Origin of the sequence: Chitinibacter sp. S2-10 (assembly GCF_046530675.1) — a bacterium.
Taxonomy (GTDB): Bacteria; Pseudomonadota; Gammaproteobacteria; order Burkholderiales; family Chitinibacteraceae; genus Chitinibacter.
In genome coordinates, this window is sequence record NZ_CP172558.1 from 489,051 (window position 1) to 511,459 (window position 22,409).

At 53.1% G+C, this 22,409-nt stretch carries 13 protein-coding genes, 2 tRNA genes and 3 rRNA genes; 8 read left to right on the plus strand and 10 right to left on the minus strand.

What is annotated here, in order from left to right; translation table 11 throughout:
* Window positions 1–85 precede the first annotated feature (85 nt).
* Both ACG2XO_RS02310 and putA read right to left on the minus strand, forming a co-directional pair.
* Window positions 86–1,012: an EamA family transporter gene (locus ACG2XO_RS02310; RefSeq protein WP_410499238.1), complete on the minus strand. Its 927-nt coding sequence runs from the start codon at window positions 1,010–1,012 to the stop codon at window positions 86–88.
* Window positions 1,013–1,227: 215 nt separating this feature from the next.
* The gene (gene putA / locus ACG2XO_RS02315) at window positions 1,228–4,914 is read right to left on the minus strand and encodes a trifunctional transcriptional regulator/proline dehydrogenase/L-glutamate gamma-semialdehyde dehydrogenase (protein WP_410499239.1); all 3,687 of its coding nucleotides are present in this window, start codon (window positions 4,912–4,914) and stop codon (window positions 1,228–1,230) included.
* A gap of 332 nt (window positions 4,915–5,246) precedes the next feature.
* On the opposite strand from putA, the gene ACG2XO_RS02320 reads away from it, so the two are divergent.
* Window positions 5,247–6,392, plus strand: coding sequence for a D-alanyl-D-alanine carboxypeptidase family protein (locus ACG2XO_RS02320; protein WP_410499240.1), 1,146 nt, complete (start codon window positions 5,247–5,249; stop codon window positions 6,390–6,392).
* Between the two features lie 140 nt (window positions 6,393–6,532).
* Here ACG2XO_RS02320 and ACG2XO_RS02325 read toward each other — a convergent pair whose 3' ends face one another.
* The 3 genes from ACG2XO_RS02325 to ACG2XO_RS02335 form a co-directional block, all read right to left on the minus strand.
* Window positions 6,533–7,576, minus strand: coding sequence for an aspartate carbamoyltransferase (locus ACG2XO_RS02325; RefSeq protein WP_410499241.1), 1,044 nt, complete (start codon window positions 7,574–7,576; stop codon window positions 6,533–6,535).
* 177 nt (window positions 7,577–7,753) lie between these two features.
* Window positions 7,754–8,176, minus strand: a complete 423-nt coding sequence (gene ruvX / locus ACG2XO_RS02330; RefSeq protein ID WP_410499242.1) for a Holliday junction resolvase RuvX — start codon at window positions 8,174–8,176, stop codon at window positions 7,754–7,756.
* A 163-nt stretch (window positions 8,177–8,339) separates the two neighbouring features.
* Window positions 8,340–8,912: a YqgE/AlgH family protein gene (locus ACG2XO_RS02335; RefSeq protein ID WP_410499243.1), complete on the minus strand. Its 573-nt coding sequence runs from the start codon at window positions 8,910–8,912 to the stop codon at window positions 8,340–8,342.
* A gap of 145 nt (window positions 8,913–9,057) precedes the next feature.
* On the opposite strand from ACG2XO_RS02335, the gene ACG2XO_RS02340 reads away from it, so the two are divergent.
* Together ACG2XO_RS02340 and ACG2XO_RS02345 are read left to right on the plus strand one after the other, a co-directional pair.
* Window positions 9,058–10,485 carry a cryptochrome/photolyase family protein gene (locus tag ACG2XO_RS02340; RefSeq protein ID WP_410499244.1) on the plus strand — a complete coding sequence of 476 codons (1,428 nt, stop codon included), beginning with the start codon at window positions 9,058–9,060 and terminating at the stop codon, window positions 10,483–10,485.
* Window positions 10,486–10,605: 120 nt separating this feature from the next.
* Window positions 10,606–12,348: an SIS domain-containing protein gene (locus ACG2XO_RS02345; RefSeq protein WP_410499245.1), complete on the plus strand. Its 1,743-nt coding sequence runs from the start codon at window positions 10,606–10,608 to the stop codon at window positions 12,346–12,348.
* Window positions 12,349–12,486: 138 nt separating this feature from the next.
* Here ACG2XO_RS02345 and rrf read toward each other — a convergent pair.
* The 5 genes from rrf to ACG2XO_RS02370 all read right to left on the minus strand — a co-directional run bounded on the left by rrf (window position 12,487) and on the right by ACG2XO_RS02370 (window position 17,834).
* A 5S ribosomal RNA gene (rrf, locus tag ACG2XO_RS02350) occupies window positions 12,487–12,600 on the minus strand.
* A gap of 170 nt (window positions 12,601–12,770) precedes the next feature.
* Window positions 12,771–15,657 (minus strand): 23S ribosomal RNA (locus ACG2XO_RS02355).
* Window positions 15,658–16,004: 347 nt separating this feature from the next.
* A tRNA-Ala gene (locus ACG2XO_RS02360) sits at window positions 16,005–16,080 on the minus strand.
* A 38-nt stretch (window positions 16,081–16,118) separates the two neighbouring features.
* Window positions 16,119–16,195 (minus strand) — tRNA-Ile (locus tag ACG2XO_RS02365).
* 105 nt (window positions 16,196–16,300) lie between these two features.
* A 16S ribosomal RNA gene (locus tag ACG2XO_RS02370) occupies window positions 16,301–17,834 on the minus strand.
* Together the 16S, 23S and 5S rRNA genes with 2 tRNA genes alongside form the textbook arrangement of a ribosomal RNA operon.
* Window positions 17,835–18,309: 475 nt before the next feature.
* Between ACG2XO_RS02370 and prmA the strand changes: the two genes are divergently transcribed.
* From prmA to ACG2XO_RS02395, 5 genes are all read left to right on the plus strand, one after another.
* Window positions 18,310–19,197, plus strand: a complete 888-nt coding sequence (gene prmA / locus ACG2XO_RS02375) for a 50S ribosomal protein L11 methyltransferase (protein WP_410499246.1) — start codon at window positions 18,310–18,312, stop codon at window positions 19,195–19,197.
* A 27-nt stretch (window positions 19,198–19,224) separates the two neighbouring features.
* A complete protein-coding gene (locus ACG2XO_RS02380) occupies window positions 19,225–20,301 on the plus strand; it encodes a DUF3426 domain-containing protein (protein ID WP_410499247.1) in 1,077 nt (358 codons plus the stop codon).
* An 83-nt stretch (window positions 20,302–20,384) separates the two neighbouring features.
* Window positions 20,385–20,912, plus strand: a complete 528-nt coding sequence (gene tpx / locus ACG2XO_RS02385) for a thiol peroxidase (RefSeq protein WP_410499248.1) — start codon at window positions 20,385–20,387, stop codon at window positions 20,910–20,912.
* Window positions 20,913–21,045: 133 nt separating this feature from the next.
* Entirely contained in the window at window positions 21,046–21,546 is a 501-nt protein-coding gene (tpx, locus tag ACG2XO_RS02390; protein WP_410499249.1) for a thiol peroxidase, read from the plus strand.
* A 77-nt stretch (window positions 21,547–21,623) separates the two neighbouring features.
* Window positions 21,624–22,403, plus strand: a complete 780-nt coding sequence (locus tag ACG2XO_RS02395) for a DUF3025 domain-containing protein (protein WP_410499250.1) — start codon at window positions 21,624–21,626, stop codon at window positions 22,401–22,403.
* Window positions 22,404–22,409 lie beyond the last annotated feature (6 nt).

The window sequence follows — 22,409 nt, forward strand, 5'->3', positions numbered from 1 at the left end:
TGCTGAGTAAGTTACAACACGGAAAAAAAATTATCTGTAAGTGCTTTCCGTAGTGGCGTTTCGCCTTACTACAAAATGGAGTGCCTCATTTCTGCTTCGCGTGCACCCAAGACGACGCCAAAACGCCGCCCAGCAATAGCGCAATCGCGAGCAATTCAAGCAGACGCGGCAGCCGTGCTTCATAGGCAAAGCCATACACCAAGGCAAAAACCGTTTCGAAAATCAGCAGCTGCCCACCGAGCGTCAGCGGCAAACGTCGCGTTGCCGCATTCCACAAACCGGTTCCCAGTACCGAAGGGCCAATCGCCAGAGCGGCCATCAACAGCAAAAAGAGCGGCGACCATTTTTCTGCCGGAGCCAAACCCAATCCGGGAAAAAAACACAGCACCGCAATCAGCAAGGCCATTACGCCGGTCAGCAAACCGGTCAGCAAGGACCATTCATGGCTGCTCAGATCAGGGCGTCCGCTCAAATGCCGCGCGTTGGCAATCGCGTAATAGCTCCACGCCAGCAAAGCGCCAAACGCTGCCAGCAGACCCAGCGCTTTGCTGGAAAAATCTTGCGCCAGATCGGCAGACAGTTCGCTGGCAAAAACGTCGTAACTGATGCACAGCGCACCGGCAATAATCGACATCAAGGGCCAGATCAACGGGCGGATCCCGATGGCGTTATGCTCGCGCACGCCGACCAGCGTCACCAGCACCGGCACCATGCCGATCATCAGCGAAGTCGGCGCGACGCCAACGAGTTGCACGGCAATCACTAGCAAAAAGTAATACAGCAGATTGCCCGACAAGCTCAGCCAGAACAGCACCTGCCAGTCGCGTTGATCCAGCCGGGGTAACAGCCTCCCCAACAGCGGCAGCAGCAAGATCAGCGAAACCAGCCCATAAGCGACATAGCGCCCGGTCATCAAAGCAAGCGGGCTAAATTCGCCCAGCCAGCGCGGAACAAGAAAAACGCCGCCCCAGACCGCGCCAGCCAGTGCACCGTAAATAATTCCTTTAACCATGCTGCCTTCTGAATGTAATCAATCACGCAGTCATCACTGATTAATCCGGCTCTCTGAGGTTTTAAGTCGTAGGAGCGGCCTTGCCCGTGATCTGCACTTCGCGGGCAAGCCCGCTCCTAAAATGTTGAAACTCGAAAGGGGTAATCAATAACACACGGGTATATGCATACAGCCAATATAAAACATAACTCACATGGCAATACCCAGCCCCGTATTTAGCCCAACGTCATCAGGCTGGCATTACCACCAGCGGCGGCGGTATTGACGCTGACCGAACGCTCGGCAAGCAGGCGACTCAGATCATAATCACACCCTTGTGCCAGCATCGCCGACGTCAGTCCTTGTGCCTGCATAATCGCACCATCGCGTTTGGCCAGTCGTACATTGAGCGCTTTCAATTCATCGACTTCGCCTTCGAACAATACGGCGTCAAACTGCGCCAGCTCGAGCTGTTCGCGAGCGAGCAGCTTGATGCGGGACAGTAATTTGACCGGCACGACTTCAAGCAATGCCTGCGTTGAAGGCTGGTCGACAAAGAGGGCCTGATTGCCCGTCGCCAGCACCGCAGCCCATTGCGCTAGCGCGCCGGTCGCGGTTTCGCTCAGACACAGCACCACACCGCGCGGCTGCATCAGGTAACGATTCTGCTCGCCGGTCGGACCTGGCAAATCGCGATAATCCGCGATCTGGAACTGGCGTGCATAGCGCTCGCAACGCGCAGCAAGATCAGGGTTTTTGTCGTGCAATTGATCGCGCAAGGCGGTCAATCCGGCCAGCGCTTTGGCATTGCCGAGCAAAGGGGCATCAATCCGCTTGGCCAGCAGGCGCTGAATATAGAGTGGGCCTCCGGCTTTGGGGCCGGTACCCGACAGCCCTTCACCACCAAAAGGCTGAACGCCAACGACCGCGCCAATGACATTGCGATTGACATAAATATTGCCCGCATGAACCCGGCTCAAAACATAATCTATCGTTTCGTCGATCCGGCTGTGCAGACCAAAAGTCAGTCCGTAACCCGTGCCATTGATCTGCGCGAGCAAATCGTCGAGCTGATCGCGGCGATAGCGGATAACGTGCAGCACCGGGCCAAATACTTCGCGCTTGAGCTCGGCAAGATGGTTGATTTCGATCAGCGTTGGCGGGACAAACGTGCCATTCTGGCACGCGTCTGGCAAAGGCAAAGTCGTTACATTTTTCGCCGTCGCTTGCAGATTGGCGATATGACGAATAATTTGCGCCTGCGCATCACCATCGATCACCGGGCCGACATCGACAGCCAGCACCGCCGGATTACCGATTTGCAATTGCTGCATCGCGCCCTTGAGCATGTCGAGCACATGATCGGCAATATCATCCTGCAAGCACAGCACGCGCAGCGCCGAGCAGCGCTGGCCTGCCGAATCGAAGGCCGACATGATGACGTCACCGACGACCTGTTCGGCCAGTGCCGACGAATCGACAATCATGCAGTTCTGCCCGCCGGTTTCGGCGATCAATGGAATGGCGCGTCCTTCGGCGTCAAGACGTGCAGCGAGTACGCCAGCAATAATGCGCGCGACTTCGGTCGAGCCGGTAAACATCACCGCTGCGCAGCGCACGTCAGCAATCAGCGCAGCGCCGACAGTTTCCCCAAGCCCCGGCAGCAATTGCACTGCATCGCTTGGAACACCGGCTGCGCGCAAGATGCGCACCGCTTCAGCAGCGACCAGTGGCGTTTGTTCGGCAGGTTTGGCCAGCACCGGATTACCCGCCGCCAGCGCGGCGGCGACTTGACCGATAAAAATCGCCAGCGGGAAATTCCACGGGCTGATACATACGACAGGGCCTACGCCACAATGCGTTTCATTGCGGTAATCTTGCTGAATTTGCGCTGCGTAATAACGCAGAAAATCAACGGCTTCGCGCACTTCGGCAATCGAATTGGGCAGGGATTTGCCCGCTTCACGTACCAGCAAACCGAGCAACAGCGGCATACGCTCTTCCAGCGCATCAGCAGCACGATTCAGGCAAGCGGCGCGCTCGGCCACGGCGACATTTGGCCAGCTCGAAGCTACAGCATAGGTATATGCCTGAGAGACTTGCTGCGCATTGGCTTCAAGCACATACCCAACCACATCACCATGATCTGCCGGATTCAGTACCGGCTGCGCCGAATCAGGCACCGAATCAACTGGCACAGCAGACAGCATCGGCCCGGCGCGCCATTCCAGTGCGACACTGTCTTGCAATGATTGCGCCAGACTCGCCAGCTGCTGCTCGTTCGATAAATCGAGTCCGCGCGAATTGGCGCGCTCGGCACCAAAGAGCTGGCGCGGCAAACCGATTTGCGCGTGCGGCGAATACAGCGGTTCAATCGCCAGCGCCTCGACAAACGGATCGGCAGTCAGCGATGAAATCGGCACATTTTCATCGGCGATGCGATTGACAAACGAGCTATTGGCGCCGTTTTCCAGCAGGCGGCGCACCAGATAAGCCAGCAGCGTTTTATGACTGCCGACCGGCGCGTAAATGCGGCAAGGACGGGAAAGCGGCTCCACAACTTCTTCGTACAGCGGCTCGCCCATGCCGTGCAGACACTGAAATTCATACTGGCCAGGGTAATAGGCCACGTCACCGCCAGCCAGATGGTAAATACTCGCCAGCGTCTGCGCGTTATGCGTCGCAAATTGCGGGTAAATCTCCTTCGATGCAGCGAGCAATTTTTTGGCACACGCCAGATACGCGACGTCGGTGTAAATTTTGCGCGTATAGACGGGATAATCTTCGAGTCCATCGAGCTGGGCACGTTTGATTTCACTATCCCAGTAAGCGCCTTTGACCAGACGTATCATCAGCCGGTGTTTGCTTCTGCGCGCCAAATCGATGATGAAATCAAGCACGAATGGCGCGCGTTTCTGGTAAGCCTGAACGACAAAACCGATGCCATTCCAGCCTTTCAGTTCGTCGTCAAAACACATCGCTTCGAGCAGATCGAGCGAAATTTCCAGCCGGTCAGCTTCTTCGGCGTCGATATTCAGGCCAATATCGTAATCACGCGCCAGCCGCGCCAGACTTAGCAGCCGCGGCAGCAATTCGGCCATCACCCGTTCATATTTGGCACGTGAATAACGCGGGTGCAGCGCCGACAATTTGATCGAAATACCGGGGCCTTCATAAATCCCACGCCCAGCGGCGGCCTTGCCAATGGCATGGATCGCCATTTCGTAAGCGGCGTAATAACGCTGCGCATCTTCGTCGGTCGTTGCCGCTTCGCCGAGCATATCGTAGGAATAACGGAATCCTTTGGGCTCGAATTTGCGGCTGTGTTTAAGCGCATCACCAATGGTTTCGCCGCAAACAAACTGCTCGCCCATCATCCGCATCGCCATATCCATCGCCTTGCGGATCAAGGGCTCACCGCCTTGCGCGACCAGCCGAGTCAGGGTCGCGCCCAGCGATTTTTCATCGCTGACGGTCACCAGCTTGCCAGTCAGCATCAAGCCCCAGCTGACCGCGTTGACAAACAGCGATTCGGATTGACCCAGATAAGTCGACCAATCACCGCCGCTGAGCTTGTCGCGAATCAGATTGTCGCGCGTCGCGGCATCGGGAATGCGCAACAAGGCTTCGGCCAGACACATCAGCGCGACGCCTTCCTGACTCGATAGCGAAAACTGCTGGATCAGCCCTTCGACGCCGCCGCTTTTCTTGCCGCGCAAAGCGCTCACCAGCTGGCTGGCCAGCGATTGAATCTGCTGCGCTTGCGCCGGGTTGGGCTGATTGGCACGATCAAGCAAAGCACGAACACATTCGGATTCGCTGCGCCGGTATGCCGCAGTAATGGCCGCGCGCAATGGGTTTTGCCGGGCGATGGTTTCGGCAAATTTTACAAAATGGGATTCATATTGAGCGATATTGGTCATTTTGGCGCTTCCAGCAATAGCAAATGGGCAAAGCGATCATTGATCGGGCTAGGCTCTGTTGACGTTTGGTTTACGGTCGCGCGGGGCGCTGTTCCGTCAGGGCAAATCGGTCAGACCGATAAAAATCAGATAAAAAACTGCCTGTATCGTATGCTGTAGCCCCACAAATTGAACTACGAACTTTCCCCTACATAAAAGCCACCAGACAACGCCTGCGTATATGGGATGCGCAATGGGAACAATTCGTTGTCAATACGGTCATTACTGTGGTTTAGCCGTATAATTGCCGACACTCGAATACCCCTTGTTCAATCTTTTCAAAGATGCCCGATATGCTCCGCCTCGCACTGACTGCCAGCCTGATTGCCACTGTTTTTACCAACCCGCTTGCACACGCTTTTACCCCGCCGGTTCCTGAAATTGCCGCCAAATCCTATTACCTGTATGACAAGCAAAGCGGACAAATTTTGGCTGCGCGTGACCCTGACATGCGCGTTGAACCTGCTTCGCTGACCAAATTGATGACCGCGTATCTGACATTCAAAATGGTCAAGGAAGGCAAACTCAAACTCGATCAGACTTTATATGTTTCGGAAAAAGGCTGGCGCACCGAAGGTTCGCGGATGTATCTCGATCCGAAAGTACCGGCGCGCGTCGATGATCTGATCAAAGGCATGATCGTACAAAGCGGTAACGACGCTTGCGTGACGCTGGCCGAAGCGATTGCCGGTTCTGAGGAAGTTTTTGCGCAGATGATGAACGCCGAAGGAAAACGCCTTGGTCTGCACGATTCGTACTTCACCAATTCGACCGGGCTGCCCGATCCGGCGCTGCATGTAACAACCAGCGATCTGGCACGTCTGGCCACCGCCATCATCAACGACTTCCCTGACTTTTATCACATCTATTCGATCAAGGAATTCAAGTACAACAACATCAATCAGCCGAACCGCAACCTGCTGCTGTATCGCGACCCGTTCGTTGACGGAATGAAAACCGGCCACACCGAAAGCGCCGGGTACAATCTGGTCGCTAGCACCCGCCGTGACAACCGCCGGCTCATTTCGGTCGTTGTTGGCACGAGCGGCCCCGAAGTGCGCGCTGATGAATCATCGAAATTGCTCAATTGGGGTACGCAGTTTTTTGAAACGCCCAAGCTCTATGCCGCCAGACAGGCCGTGCAGCAAGCCGAGCTCTGGAAAGGCAAGGAAGCGCAACTGGCCGTGGGCTTTACCAACGATCAGTTTGTGACCGTTCCCAAAGGCGAAGCGGCCAAGCTCAAAATCGAACAACTGATCGCTCACCCCTTGATTGCGCCGATCAAATACGGCCAGCAAGTCGGTACGCTGAAAATCAGTCTGGATGGCAAAGTATTGAGCGAGCGCCCATTAGTGGCGATCACGTCAGTCGAAGAAGCCAATATTTTTGGCCGCACCTGGGATACGATCCGGCTATGGTGGAAAGGACTGTTTGGCTAAGCGAGGGCGCTTCGGTAGATCTGGCGGGTATGTGGCTATACGCCACACCTGTCAATCACTACATAAACATACCCAACAAGCTATACAAAAAAAATGGCGCCGAAATGGCGCCATTTTTTATTCATGTCATGAACATGTTTTCAACTCAAATTGTGAAAATGCGCGTCATCCGGGCCGAAGTAATCGGGTACGCGCCATTGCACGTCACGCATGTCTTTGAGCACCAGGTTTTCTACGCCAAGCAATGAGGCGAAAATCGCCATCCGGACCGGAATACCATTGTCGGTCTGGCGGAAAATCGCCAGCCGCTCGTCGCGGTTCAGATCAACACCCAGATCGTTCGCGCCTTCGCGGCTGTCGCGCGGCAGCGGATGCATAACAATCATGTTTTTTGAGAAATGCGAATCGAGCAGGCGCGCATTGATTTGCTGCTCACTGCTGTAGCCTTCGATCAGCTCGCCGGTCAGGCGTTCTTTCTGAATCCGCGTTGCGTACAGTACATCGGCGCGGTGCGTGTCGAAATCAAACTGATCGGTAACGGTGATTTTGTGGCCACGGTCTTCGACCAGATCGAGGACATAGGCCGGCATTTGCAGCGCTTTGGGAGAAACGAAGGTGAAGTGCAGATTGCGGTACAGCGAGAGCAATTTGGCGAGTGAATGTACAGTGCGGCCGTATTTCAAGTCGCCCGCCATGACGATATTCGCGCCGTCGATCTGTTTGCCCAGACGGACAAATTCCTGCTTGATCGTATACAGGTCGAGTAGCGCCTGACTAGGATGTTCGGCCGGGCCATCGCCGGCGTTGATGACTGGAATATTCGTCGCTGCGGCAAATTCGGCGACCGAGCCGGCGTCGGGGTGGCGTACAACGAGCGCATCGACATAACCACTCATCACACGGCTGGTGTCGTAAATCGACTCGCCCTTGGCCATCGACGAGAAAGTAAATCCGGTCGTATCGCAAGTTGATCCGCCCAGACGGCAGAAAGCGGCGGCGAAACTCACCCTCGTCCGCGTCGATGGCTCGAAAAACAGATTACCCAGTACAGCGCCTTCGAGCACGCGGGTGACTTTGCGGCGCTGGGCAATCGGCTCCATTTGCGCGGCCAGCCGCATCAGCGCCTCGACCGATTCGAGATCGAACTGGGTTACCGAAAGTAAATGCTTACCAAAACCGCTCATTGTCAACTCCTCGCCGCATCAAGATTGTCCGCGATTGTCGCACAAAGCCCCCGATTATTCGAGTACGGCAAAGGATTAGCCGAGCACGCAAGTGGGGTGGAGGCTTTTAAGTAGACAGGGGTATAGCCACAGAAGGCTTAGCCAAAAACAGCCACAGCAATATACCAGGCATAGCACTCAGGAAAGCAGGCCAATTCCATCAAAATACGCTTGCAAAATCTGCATCGCGGCAACCTGATCAAGTGCCGGTTTTTGTTTGCGACCGCGCAGGCCAGTTTCATTGAGCGCCTGCGTGGCAGCAGCACTCGACAGGCGCTCGTCGACCAGATGAACTGGCAAGCTAAAACGGCCATTTAAACGATGGGCAAATTTGCGCGCGAGACGGCTGATTTCATGTTCGCTACCATCCAGATAGGCCGGTAAACCAACAACCAGCGCAGAAGGCTGCCATTCCTTGATCAAAGATTCGATGCGCGCAAATTTTTTGTCATTCCCTTCCAAAGCAATGGTTTCGAGTGGGTGCGCGATCCCCAGCTCGGTCGAGCCCATCGCGACGCCAATGCGAACTTCGCCAAAATCAAAACCGAGGATCGTGCTCATTAGAATGCAGTCCAAGAAAGACGAAATTGGGAGCGATTTGCGTAGCGAGCCAGTGATAGACGCGACGTAGCAGCACAGAGCCCGGAATGGGCTAATGCCCATGAGGAGCTCGAGCAGCGCACGGCAAAGTCTAGCGCTGGCGTAGTAGCAAAGAGCCCCAATTTCATGCGTGACCCGCATCCTTGGACAGCATCGCTGCATCAATCCCGAGCAAAGCCAATGCTGCATCATAACGCCCTTCGGACGGCACATCGAACAGGATTCTCATATCGCTCATCGGCACGGTCAGCCAGGAGTTCTCGGCAATTTCTTTTTCGAGCTGCCCCGCTTCCCAGCCGGTAAAACCCAGCGCAACAAACATTTGCGCAGGTCCACTCCCCTCGCTCACCGCATTCAAAATATCGCGTGAAGTCGTCAGCCCAAGCTCGTCGCCGACCGCCAGCGATGCCTGCCAGCTTTCCAACGGGGAGTGCAGAATAAAACCACGTTCGGTTTGCACCGGCCCGCCAAAATACACCGTCAGATCGCGGACATCCGGGCGATGCAGCTCCAGATCGAGTTGTTCGAACAAGGCCTCGACCGTCATTCCCAGCGGACGATTAAGCATCACGCCCATCGCCCCGGCCGCATTATGTTCGCAAATCAGAATCAGCGAACGCGAAAAAATCGGGTCGGTCAGATTGGGCATCGCCACCAGAAAGTGACGCGCGAGATTCATTTCAGCGGTATTTTCCATAGCCGTGATTATTGCATAGCTTTGCCCTTCATGCCGCCCTCCCGCACCCAAGCCCAGCCTTTTGTTTAGCGCGAATTGCTTATACGCCACCAGCATCGTTACACAATGCGTTACCATTCGGGTCTGAGTAAAACAAGGACACACCATGACCACCACCGCGATTGTTTGGCTGCGCCGTGATTTGCGTATTTTTGATAACGCCGCACTGTATACCGCACTAAAAAATGCCGATCAGGTGGTGCTGGCTTTTGTGTTTGACACGACGATTCTGGCGGGCTTGCCCAAGTATGATCGGCGCGTCGAGTTTATCTGGGAAGCACTGAAAGACATCAAAACGGCGCTACGCGCGTACAACACTGATATTGTGATCCGCCACGGTGACCCGGTCGTCGAAATTCCGGCTGTGGCCGAACAATATGGCGCGAGTGCGGTTTACTGTAACCGCGATTACGAACCCGCCGCAATTACCCGGGATGGGCATGTAGCTGCAGCCCTTAAACAGCAAGGCCGCTATTTCAATACCTATAAGGATCAGGTCATCTTCGAGCAGGATGAAGTCCTGTCCCAAGCCGGAACAATGTATAGCGTTTTTTCGCCCTATAAGCGCGCATGGCTCGCCAAGCTCGATGGCAAGGCAATGAAACCATGGCCGGTGCAGAAGTTCATTCATAAATTGCTGCCGATGAAAGCGCAGTATTTTCCATCGCTCAAAGAGCTGGGGTTTGCCAAAACCAACCTGACCGAGCTGAAAGTACCACTGGGAATGAGTGGCGGCGAAAAGCTGTTTGAGGATTTCAAAAACCGCATTGATGATTACAAGGAAGCACGCGATTTTCCGGCGGTCAAAGGGGTTTCTTATTTGTCGGTACATTTGCGTTTTGGTACCGTGTCGATTCGTGAGCTGGTTAGCTATGCGTTCAACCACGGTGGCGCAGGCGCAGAAACCTGGCTATCCGAGCTGATCTGGCGCGAGTTTTATCAACAAATTCTATGGCATCGCCCGGATGTCGTCGAGCATACGTTCAAGCCAGAGTACGATGCGCTGCCATTTCCTAACCATCCGGAATTATTCGATGCCTGGTGTCGCGGCGAAACGGGCTATCCGCTCGTTGATGCAGCGATGCGCCAACTCACGCAAACCGGCTATATGCACAACCGGCTGCGTATGATTACCGCCAGTTTCCTCGTCAAGGATCTGTTGATCGACTGGCGCTGGGGCGAGCAATTTTTTGCCGAGCATTTGCTTGATTTTGATCTGGCGAGCAATAACGGCGGCTGGCAGTGGGCGGCGTCGACAGGCTGTGATGCACAACCTTACTTCCGCATTTTCAACCCGGTGTCGCAATCGGAAAAATTCGACCCGCAAGGGCGTTTTATTCGTCGCTATTGCCCGGAACTGGCCGAGCTACCCGACGATGCGATTCATGCGCCGTGGGAAGCCAAAGCAAGCACCCGCCGCTCGGCCAATTTCTTGCAGGACACGGATTATTTTCCTCCGATTGTCGATCACGCCGAGCAAAGAGAAGCGGCCTTGGCATTGTTTAAGCTGGCTAGCAGAGAATCAGAAAAATAGCCGTCGTTAAATTGCGTCAACCCTAGATGTCAAAGCCAGATTATTGACAGCCAATCGCCAGAATTAACTTAATATGGCACGGTGGACGCCCAAAGTGGTGTCAATTCCGGATTGAACACCATGCCTGAAATCATTGCCCTGATCGCCCCGCAAAACGTCATGCCCACCCTGGCTGAAACGCTCCCCGTCCTCGGTGCGCATGACAGCCAGCTAGCGATTGTCCATTGCAGTGGTGACGAAACCAAAATCCAGCGACTGAGCCTGGAAGCGCCAGTCCAGAAAATCACTTTCAAGGAAGCCAGCCGCTGGTTAATGGCGGCGTTTTCCAATAGCGGCGCAATCGTACCTTTTCTGTATCAGGGCAAACTCAGTATTTGTGCACTCGGTGCCTGCAATAACCATCAGCAACTGGCGCAGGAATACCAGCTTTCACCCGGATGCTCATTGTCAAATTTAATCGGTGCAATGCTGGCACAACAGGGCGATGTCGCACTGAGCGATGCAATTACAGCCATTAGCGGCAAATTTGCCGGGGACATTGCTTTCATTTGTCAGAATCATCAGCAGCCACAGCACGTTTATGCGGTCAATCTCGGCATCCCGCTGTACCTGGGGCTGGAACCCGGCTTACGGCAGATTTGCTCCAGCAGTGCACAACTGATCCGTCAGCGAGCCAATCCGGTACATGAAATCACCCGCGGCGAAATTGTACGCTTCGGTTTAAGCTCACCGGTACTTTGCCATCCCCAGGCTGATCCAAGTCCATTATCGATGGCGCCCAATAGCGGCTTGCATGTACCCCATCACATGCTGGAAGAAATCCAGAATCAGGCGTTGACCTTGCCAGCTCAGGTCGACAAATATTTTGCCGGCACCGTATTTCCTGCCCCCCTGCTGGCCAAACTGTCGGCACTGCAAAGCATTACGCTACTCGCGAGTGGCTCCAGCTTTCATGCTGCAATGATCGCCAGTTACTGGTTTGAATCCTTGGCTGGCTTGAAAACTCAAGTCGAACTGGCCAGCGAATACCGTTTCCGCGATATTCATCCACATCATCAGGAATTAATTATTGCCATTTCGCAGTCCGGCGAAACAGCTGACACTGTGGAAGCTATACGACATGCCCAACAAAAAGGCAGCCCGCATAGCCTGGCGCTGTGCAATACGCCAGCGAGCACGCTGACAACCATTACCGATTTTTGCATTCTGACCAATATTGGCGAAGAGCTCTCGGTCAGCTCAACCAAATCATTTACCGCTCAATTGCTGCTGCTCTTTCAACTGGCATTAACGATCGGCAAATCCAACAAACTGACGCCCGCCAATCGACTGGCCAGCGCAGAAGAAGAAATGCGCCGACTGGGTGCCTGCATTCAAAGCACACTGGAACAGACGAAAGCGCTGCGCCGCTGGGCTGGTGAAATTCATACTCAGACCAATCTATTTGTCATTGGCCGCCATGCCATGTATCCGGTGGCACTGGAAGGCGCTTTCAAATTCAAGGAAGTTGCTTATCAATATGCCCTTGGCTATGCCGCCGGCGAACTCAAACACGGACCAATTGCTCTGATCGACGAAAATCTGCCCGTCATCGCCTGCCTTCCCTGGAATGAACATGCTGAACGGATGTTAAGCAATCTGCACGACATTCGAAGCAATCGCGGAAATCTTTACGTCCTGTCAGATGGCAATCTGGCATCCAGCGAACGCTTTAATGTCATTCACATGCCGGGCGGACTCAAGGAACTCGCGCCGATCTGTTACATCGTCGCACTCCAGTTATTAGCCTATTACAGTGCCATGCTGCGAGGCAATGTGATTGATACGCCACGTAATCTGGCCAAAACTCAAGTATTGAGCTAAACGAGGGCTATCAGCACAGGGTATCTTTCTGCAGCTTAGTCTTGAATTAGCCTGCAGGTAGATACCCCCTCTAGCCGTTACCTATCTCGCGCCCAACAAAAAGCCCAGCTCGGTTGAGCTGGGCTTTTCTTTTAGGGAGTCTGGCAATGTCCTACTTTCACACGGGCAATCCGCACTATCATCGGCGCTGAGGCGTTTCACTGTCCTGTTCGGGATGGGAAGGAGTGGGACCACCTCGCTATGGTCACCAGACAAAACTGGGTGAGTTGACTGCTTAGGCTTTTACCTTTGCAACCACTCGAAATCAATAGAAGAAGTAATCTTTCATCAGCTCAGCTTTCGCTTCACCGGTCTCTCTTTATCTTATTCAATTCGCAATCGGGTCAATTGCACCTTCATCGCAACAACGCGTCTCAGGTTATAGGATCAAGCCTCACGGGCTATTAGTATCGGTTAGCTTAACGTATTACTACGCTTCCACACCCGACCTATCAACGTCCTGGTCTCGAACGATCCTTTAGAGGTCTTAAAGACCTAGGGAAGTCTCATCTTGAGGCTAGTTTCGCGCTTAGATGCTTTCAGCGCTTATCTATTCCCGACTTAGCTACCCGGCAATGCCACTGGCGTGACAACCGGTACACCAGAGGTCAGTCCACTCCGGTCCTCTCGTACTAGGAGCAGCCCCCCTCAAACTTCCAACGCCCACTGCAGATAGGGACCAAACTGTCTCACGACGTTTTGAACCCAGCTCACGTACCACTTTAAATGGCGAACAGCCATACCCTTGGGACCGGCTACAGCCCCAGGATGTGATGAGCCGACATCGAGGTGCCAAACTCCGCCGTCGATGTGAACTCTTGGGCGGAATCAGCCTGTTATCCCCGGAGTACCTTTTATCCGTTGAGCGATGGCCCTTCCATTCAGAACCACCGGATCACTATGTCCTGCTTTCGCACCTGCTCGACTTGTCGGTCTCGCAGTTAAGCCGCCTTTTGCCATTACACTATCAGTACGATGTCCGACCGTACCTAGGCGACCTTCGAGCTCCTCCGTTACAATTTGGGAGGAGACCGCCCCAGTCAAACTGCCTACCATGCACGGTCCCCGATCCGGATAACGGACCAAGGTTAGAACCTCAAAGGGGTCAGGGTGGTATTTCAAGGACGGCTCCACTGAAACTAGCGTTCCAGCTTCAAAGCCTCCCACCTATCCTACACAAACCACTTCAAAGTCCAATGCAAAGCTACAGTAAAGGTTCACGGGGTCTTTCCGTCTAGCAGCGGGGAGATTGCATCTTCACAAACACTTCAACTTCGCTGAGTCTCGGGAGGAGACAGTAGGGCCATCGTTACGCCATTCGTGCGGGTCGGAACTTACCCGACAAGGAATTTCGCTACCTTAGGACCGTTATAGTTACGGCCGCCGTTTACTGGGACTTCAATCAAGAGCTTGCACCCCATCATTTAATCTTCCAGCACCGGGCAGGCGTCACACCGTATACATCCACTTTCGTGTTAGCACAGTGCTGTGTTTTTGATAAACAGTCGCAGCCCTCATTTCTCTGCGGCCTCATTGGGCTCCAGTTGTACACCTTCACCTACTAGAGGCACACCTTCTCCCGAAGTTACGGTGTCAATTTGCCGAGTTCCTTCTCCCGAGTTCTCTCAAGCACCTTAGAATACTCTTCCTACCCACCTGTGTCGGTTTGCGGTACGGTTCGATATTAGCTGAAGCTTAGTGGCTTTTCTTGGAAGCAGGGTATCGCTCACTTCGTCGACAAGTCGACTCGTCATCACGCCTCAGCGTTAAAGTAGCCCGGATTTGCCTAAGCTACACGCCTACACGCTTAAACCAACTCTTCCAACCGTTGGCTGAGGTAACCTTCTCCGTCCCCACATCGCACTAATACCAAGTACAGGAATATTAACCTGTTTCCCATCGACTACGCATTTCTGCCTCGCCTTAGGGGCCGACTCACCCTGCGCCGATGAACGTTGCGCAGGAAACCTGGGGTTTTCGGTGAGGGGGCTTTTCACCCCCTTTATCGCTACTCATGTCAGCATTCGCACTTCTGATACCTCCAGCATCCTTCTCAAGACACCTTCACAGGCTTACAGAACGCTCCTCTACCATATGTACATCGTACATATCCGCGTCTTCGGTTATCAATTTGAGCCCCGTTACATCTTCCGCGCAGGACGACTCGACCAGTGAGCTATTACGCTTTCTTTAAATGATGGCTGCTTCTAAGCCAACATCCTGGCTGTCTGTGCCTTCCCACCTCGTTTTCCACTTAATTGATCATTTGGGACCTTAGACGGCGGTCTGGGTTGTTTCCCTCTTGTCCCAGGACGTTAGCACCCCAGGACTGTCTCCCATGCTCGCACTTGACGGTATTCAGAGTTTGCCATGGTTTGGTAAGTCGCGATGACCCCCTAGCCATAACAGTGCTTTACCCCCGTCAGTGATACATGAGGCACTACCTAAATAGTTTTCGAGGAGAACCAGCTATTTCCAAGTTTGTTTAGCCTTTCACCCCTAGCCACAGCTCATCCCCTAACTTTGCAACGTTAGTGGGTTCGGACCTCCAGTGCGTGTTACCGCACCTTCATCCTGGCCATGGCTAGATCACTTGGTTTCGGGTCTACGCCCAGCAACTGTGCGCCCTATTCGGACTCGGTTTCCCTACGCCTCCCCTATTTGGTTAAGCTTGCTACTGAACGTAAGTCGCTGACCCATTATACAAAAGGTACGCAGTCACCCAACTTGTGGGCTCCCACTGTTTGTATGCATCCGGTTTCAGGTTCTATTTCACTCCCCTCCCGGGGTTCTTTTCGCCTTTCCCTCACGGTACTGGTTCACTATCGGTCGATGATGAGTATTTAGCCTTGGAGGATGGTCCCCCCATCTTCAAACAGGATTTCTCGTGTCCCGCCCTACTTCTCGTACGCTTAGTACCACCCAATGCTTTTCATATACGGGGCTATCACCCACTATGGCGGCACTTTCCATTGCCTTCTATTAAGCTTTGAGTTATCACGTACAGGCTCTTCCCATTTCGCTCGCCACTACTTTGGGAATCTCGGTTGATTTCTTTTCCTGCGGTTACTTAGATGTTTCAGTTCACCGCGTTCGCTCTACATCACCTATGTATTCAGTGATGAGTGACCCAAAAGGGCCGGGTTTCCCCATTCGGAAATCGTGGGATCAAAGCGCTTTGCCAGCTCCCCCACGCTTATCGCAGGCTATCACGTCCTTCGTCGCCTATCATCGCCAAGGCATCCACCAGATGCACTTATTCGCTTGATCCTATAACCTCAAACACGTTTTACCGTACTCTTGGTCAGAGTTTCGTATTTACGACTTGTTGTAGGGTTTCTCAGGTCCTACAACGGCTGATCTTTCGATCAGCAGATACAATCAACCCAATTTATTACTGTAAAAACAAGTTACCCTGTTTTCACATTGTTTAATTAGGAGATATTACTTCTTCTATTTTGTTAAAGAACGATACAGTCACACATTCCTGTGTGGGTCTGATTTAAGAAACCAGAACAAAATCACCAGACCGAATCATTATTTCTGATTCGTCTACTGACTGAATTCTGAACTCTTGTTTGCTGCGCCACCGCTTGCACAGTGCTCGCCGCAAGGCGTGGTGGAGGATGACGGGATCGAACCGACGACCCCCTGCTTGCAAAGCAGGTGCTCTCCCAACTGAGCTAATCCCCCAATCTGGCATGACTAAGCTGTTTCCATTGACTCGTCAATGGTGGGTCAGATAGGAATCGAACCTATGACCCCCGCGTTATCAACACGGTGCTCTAACCGACTGAGCTACTGACCCAGCTTCCAACTCAACAACTTCTTTCATTTATGAATGAAGTCGTCTCTGTATCTTCAAATTTACAGCCGATGAGTGTGAGTCCTTGACCCGCAGGTCTTGCTCTTGAAAGGAGGTGATCCAGCCGCAGGTTCCCCTACGGCTACCTTGTTACGACTTCACCCCAGTCATGAATCCCACCGTGGTAAGCGGCCTCCTTGCGGTTAGCCTACCTACTTCTGGTGAAACCCACTCCCATGGTGTGACGGGCGGTGTGTACAAGGCCCGGGAACGTATTCACCGCGACATGCTGATCCGCGATTACTAGCGATTCCGACTTCATGCACTCGAGTTGCAGAGTGCAATCCGGACTACGATCGGTTTTGTGAGATTGGCACCCCCTCGCGGGTTAGCGACCCTCTGTACCGACCATTGTATGACGTGTGAAGCCCTGGTCATAAGGGCCATGAGGACTTGACGTCATCCCCACCTTCCTCCGGTTTGTCACCGGCAGTCCCATTAAAGTGCCCAACTGAATGCTGGCAACTAATGGCAAGGGTTGCGCTCGTTGCGGGACTTAACCCAACATCTCACGACACGAGCTGACGACAGCCATGCAGCACCTGTGTTACGGCTCCCGAAGGCACTCCTCGATCTCTCAAGGATTCCGTACATGTCAAGACCAGGTAAGGTTTTTCGCGTTGCATCGAATTAATCCACATCATCCACCGCTTGTGCGGGCCCCCGTCAATTCCTTTGAGTTTTAGTCTTGCGACCGTACTCCCCAGGCGGTCAACTTCACGCGTTAGCTGCGTTACTAAGCTCCGAAAAGCCCAACAACTAGTTGACATCGTTTAGGGCGTGGACTACCAGGGTATCTAATCCTGTTTGCTCCCCACGCTTTCGTGCATGAGTGTCAGTATCAGCCCAGGGGGTTGCCTTCGCCATCGGTGTTCCTCCACATCTCTACGCATTTCACTGCTACACGTGGAATTCCACCCCCCTCTGCCGTACTCTAGTTAGCCAGTTCGCAATGCAATTCCCAAGTTGAGCTCGGGGATTTCACATCGCGCTTAACAAACCACCTGCGCACGCTTTACGCCCAGTAATTCCGATTAACGCTTGGACCCTACGTATTACCGCGGCTGCTGGCACGTAGTTAGCCGGTCCTTATTCTTCTGGTACTCTCATCCCCGGTGGGTATTAGCCACAAGGATTTGCTCCCAGACAAAAGCGCTTTACAACCCGAAGGCCTTCTTCACGCACGCGGCATTGCTGGATCAGGCTTGCGCCCATTGTCCAAGATTCCCCACTGCTGCCTCCCGTAGGAGTCTGGACCGTGTCTCAGTTCCAGTGTGGCGGATCGTCCTCTAAGACCCGCTACTGATCGTCGCCTTGGTGAGCCTTTACCTCACCAACTAGCTAATCAGCCATCGGCCGCTCCAATAACAAGAGGTCTTGCGATCCCCCTCTTTCCCCCGTAGGGCGTATGCGGTATTAGCTATCCTTTCGGATAGTTATCCCCCATTACTGGGTACGTTCCGATGTATTACTCACCCGTTCGCCACTCGCCACCAGACCGAAGTCCGTGCTGCCGTTCGACTTGCATGTGTAAAGCATGCCGCCAGCGTTCAATCTGAGCCAGGATCAAACTCTTTCGTTTAATCGCTATGCTATTTTTACTACTTGGCTTGTACTTCAATACTCAAAGAAACTGCGAGATAAACTCTAAAGAGTTCGTCTTTCAATTTTCTTTTCAATTGAGTGCAAGCACTTGATTTGACTTACGAATCAAGGGCTCACACTCATCGGCTGTAGATTGTTAAAGATCGGGCTGAACAACCAAGAAACACACTTCGTTTCGTTGCGTCATCAGCAGAGAGGCCGAACTATACCCATCGGACCGGAACCCGTCAACTGCTATCGAGCAAGAAAATGCCACAAAGGCGTTAAGTAATTGATTTTATTAACCAGCAATTCTTAGCTTAGCAATGCAGCTTAATCTTATTGGGTTATAGGCAAGCCTCCTCGACATCACCCGGGCATCGATTAAATCTGCTGAATTACTATTCATTGATAATGAATAGGTGCGACAATTCGCCCCATTCAATAGAACCATGATCTATTTAGGACGCAATATGCCTTGGCAAGAACTCCGCCTGACCACTGACTCAACCCATGCAGAGGGTTATTCCGATGCGCTATTTGATTTGGGCGCACTTTCGGTTTCAATTGAAGATGCCGCCGCCGGCACCAGCGCCGAGAGGCCGATTTTTGGCGAACCCGGTGAACCGGTGGATCAACTCTGGGACACCAGTATAGTTATTGCATTATTTGAAGCTGATGTGGAGCTACCACTGATCGTTGCGGCCGCGGCCAATCAATTAGGCCAAACTCAACCTCAATTCGAAGTCATTACAGTCGAAGAGCAAGATTGGGTACGCTTGACGCAATCGCAATTTGATCCGATTCCAATTTCGCCACGCTTATGGATTACGCCGACCTGGCACGAATGCCCCGACCCCAAGGCGGTTAATATCCAACTCGACCCGGGTCTGGCCTTTGGTACCGGCAGCCATCCGACAACGCGACTTTGCCTGCAATGGCTTGATGCCAATATCCAAGGTGGCGAAACCGTGCTGGATTATGGTTGTGGCAGCGGCATTTTGGCGATTGCAGCGCTCAAATTGGGTGCAGGTTCAACTGACGGCGTCGATATTGATCAACAAGCCATGATTGCTTCCGAACAAAATGCCGCACAAAACAGCGTTAGTGGCCGCTTCTTCCTGCCTGATGCTGCGCCAGCACAAAAATACGATGTCGTCGTCGCCAACATTCTGACCAATCCACTCAAAGCACTGGCGCCTCTGCTGGCAGGCCGTTGCCGTGCAGGTGGCCGGATTGTGCTATCGGGCATTCTGTCCGAACAGGCCCATGAAATCACCGCCATTTATGGTGAATGGTTTGATTTTGTTGCGCCAAACGAACATGAAGGCTGGGTCTGCCTATCAGGCATACGTAAATAATCGCCGTTTATCGGTTAAAATCGAGCCATGAACCAAATCACGCGCTGTCCTAATTGCAGCACCTCATTTCGCGTCACCGACGAACAACTCGCAGCACACCAAGGCAAGGTGCGCTGCGGTCGTTGTGCTTTCATTTTTAACGCGCGTGATTTTTTACAGCAAGCCTCAACAACACCACGCCCAAACAAGCAAACAGAAGCCAGTAATACCGAGCAAGGTATATCTCCAGAAATCAATAAGGCAGAGCAACAACAAGCAATACCCCAGGAAAAACCGATAGGCACAGAGCAAAAAGCCACGATAGCCCCAGTCAGCAAACCTCAGGTAGAGCTGGCAGCACCAAATCCCGCGCCAGAGCCAACAACAGCTCAACAGCAGCTTGTCGAACCGGATCAATCCGAGCTCAAAATATCGCTGGCTCGATTACAGCAAAAGACGCAACGCGAAAAAATCCGCAAACAGCGCAAAATGCGGCAACACACAGAAATAGCTGCACCAGAAAGCATTGAATTGCCAGAAACGGACGAATCACAGGTTAGCGCACAACAAGCCGCACTCAAGGACGAAAGCGAATACCGCCCCATCCTCGACGAAAGTGATCCTTTGTTTTTGGCGCCAAAAACCAGTCGTTTCAATTGGCTCTGGTCCTTAGGCTGTTTTATCGCTTTTGTCGCGCTGGCTCTGCAACTGGTTTACAACCTGCGACTTGAACTCAGCCGCGAGTTCCCGGCTCTGCGCCCCAAATGGATTGCGCTGTGCACTCATTTGCATTGCGAGATGCCCTTGCCACGTCAAGGCGACATGCTGCGCTCGGAATGGTCGGAGCTGACTTATATTCCGGAGCACCCAACACTGATCCAAGTAAAGGCTACGCTACGCAATCTGGCTCCTTACGAGCAGGCGCTCCCCAAACTAGAACTCACGCTCACCGACGAGCACGAGCGAATCGTTGCCAAGAAAGTCTTTTCCGCCAAGGAATATCTCACCGAGGACGAAGCGCAACTGACCTCGATATTACCCAATAACGAACTGCACGCTTTCTTGCAGCTCGACCTTGGCGAACTCAACTCAACCGGCTACTCGCTGTTCTGGTTTTACGACTAAAACCCGCTACACCACTGTTTTCACAACTTGTATTTCCCCTGCCACCAGCCATACTGGAGAGAGAATTTTTCCGGGGAAAACACATGTCCACAGTCATGCTTAACGGCGCACCAATCAGTATTGGCGGGCGCTTTCCACATGCGGGCGATACCGCACATAGCTTTATGCTCGTCGACACCAATTTGCAGGATGTGGCGCTATCCAAATTCTGGGGGCAGCGCAAACTGATTGCAGTCGTTCCCAGCCTTGACGCAGCCATCGGCCTGACCATTACCCGCCAGCTGGAAAAACTCGCGTACGAGCTGAGCAACACAGTCGTTATGACGGTTTCAGTCGACACCCCCTATGCCCTGTCCCGCATCGCCGAAGCCGAAAATTTTCGCAAGGTTCAATTGTTTTCCACCTTGCGTGGTCGAGATTTTCACAAAGACTATGGCGTGATGATTACCGATGTCCCCTTATCCGGGCTCATGACCACGGCCTTGCTGGTACTCGACACCAATGACACCGTACTCTACGCTGAGCTGGTTCCCGAATTGATGAATGAGCCTCAGTACCAGGAAGCACTGGACATCCTCAATCCGCCAGCAGCAGAGCCCGAAGCAGAATAGGCAAAATGATTTGCTGATCACACGCATAAAAAAAGCCGGTCTCCCGGCTTTTTTTATGCGTTCCAGCCCCCATCTGTTTTGGGCAGCACGTAAAAATCAATAATATTTTCACATCCATTGGAGAACCCATCCCATGTCTACAGTTACTTTAGGCGGCAACACAATCAGTGTGAACGGTACATTCCCGGCCGTTGGCAGCGCCGCGCCGGCTTTTTCACTCGTCGCCAAAGATCTATCCGACGTCACGCTGGCGAGCCTGGCTGGCAAGCGCAAAATCCTGAACATTTTCCCTAGCGTTGACACCGGCACTTGCGCCGCTTCGGTTCGCCGTTTTAACGAACTGGCCGCCAGCCTGGAAAACGCAGTGGTATTGTGCATTTCTGCCGACCTGCCCTTCGCGCAAAGCCGTTTCTGCGGCGCTGAAGGTCTGGAAAATGTCGTGAACTTGTCGACGATGCGCGGCAATGAGTTTCTGAAAAACTACGGCGTAGAAATCGGCAGCGGACCACTCGTTGGTGTTGCAGCTCGCGCTGTCGTGGTGCTGGACGCCAATGACAAGGTTCTGCACAGTGAACTGGTCGCAGAAATCAAGGATGAGCCAAACTACGACGCAGCACTGGCCGTACTGGCTTAAACTTCCGGATTCAATTGCAATAACCAACAAATACCGTCGCTTAGGGCGGTATTTGTTTTTATATGATGATAGTCACAATGACTGACTGGCCCACCACGCTGTTTGAACAACACCCTGCTTTTGCGCCGATTCGAACGCATCTGGCGCAATTTTCCGCTCCGCCCGATTACACAGACTGGCAACAACTCCCCATCGTGGCACACAGCGCCGGTGGCGCACCGATTCGCTTTGTCCCCAGCGAGCAAATCACCGAATATTATGAACTGGCCATCTATCGTCATGGTCACGTCGCGACGCGGCTGAACTGGCATGACACCTTCAATGCCATGATCTGGCATGCATTTCCACGTAGCAAATCCGCACTCAATGCCATGCACCAACGCATTATTAACGCCAACCCTGACAGCAAAGTACGCGGCACGGCGCGCGATGCGGCGACCCTTTTTGACGAATGCGGGCTGGTTTTACCCTACTGCGACGAAGGTTTGCTACAGCTATTGATCGATCACCGCTGGCACGAATTATTTGTTCAGCATCGTCAGAGCTGGGGTCAGCAAATTTCAGCGCTGTCATTTGGACACGCCAATTTTGAAAACCTGCTCGCGCCTTTTATTGGATTGACCGGCAAATGCTGGCCGGTCAAGGTCGAAACGACTTTTTTCCAGCTCGATCCGCTGGCGCAATATACCTATCTGGATGAGCACCTCAGCACATTGATCAATGCCGACTGGCTACAAAAACCACGTCAATTACCCGCGCTACCCTATCTGGGCATTCCCGGCTGGTTTGCGCTGCAAGACGATGCTTTTTACGCCAATACCGCCTACTTCCGCCGCAAACACGCGCCACCCACCTAAAGCACA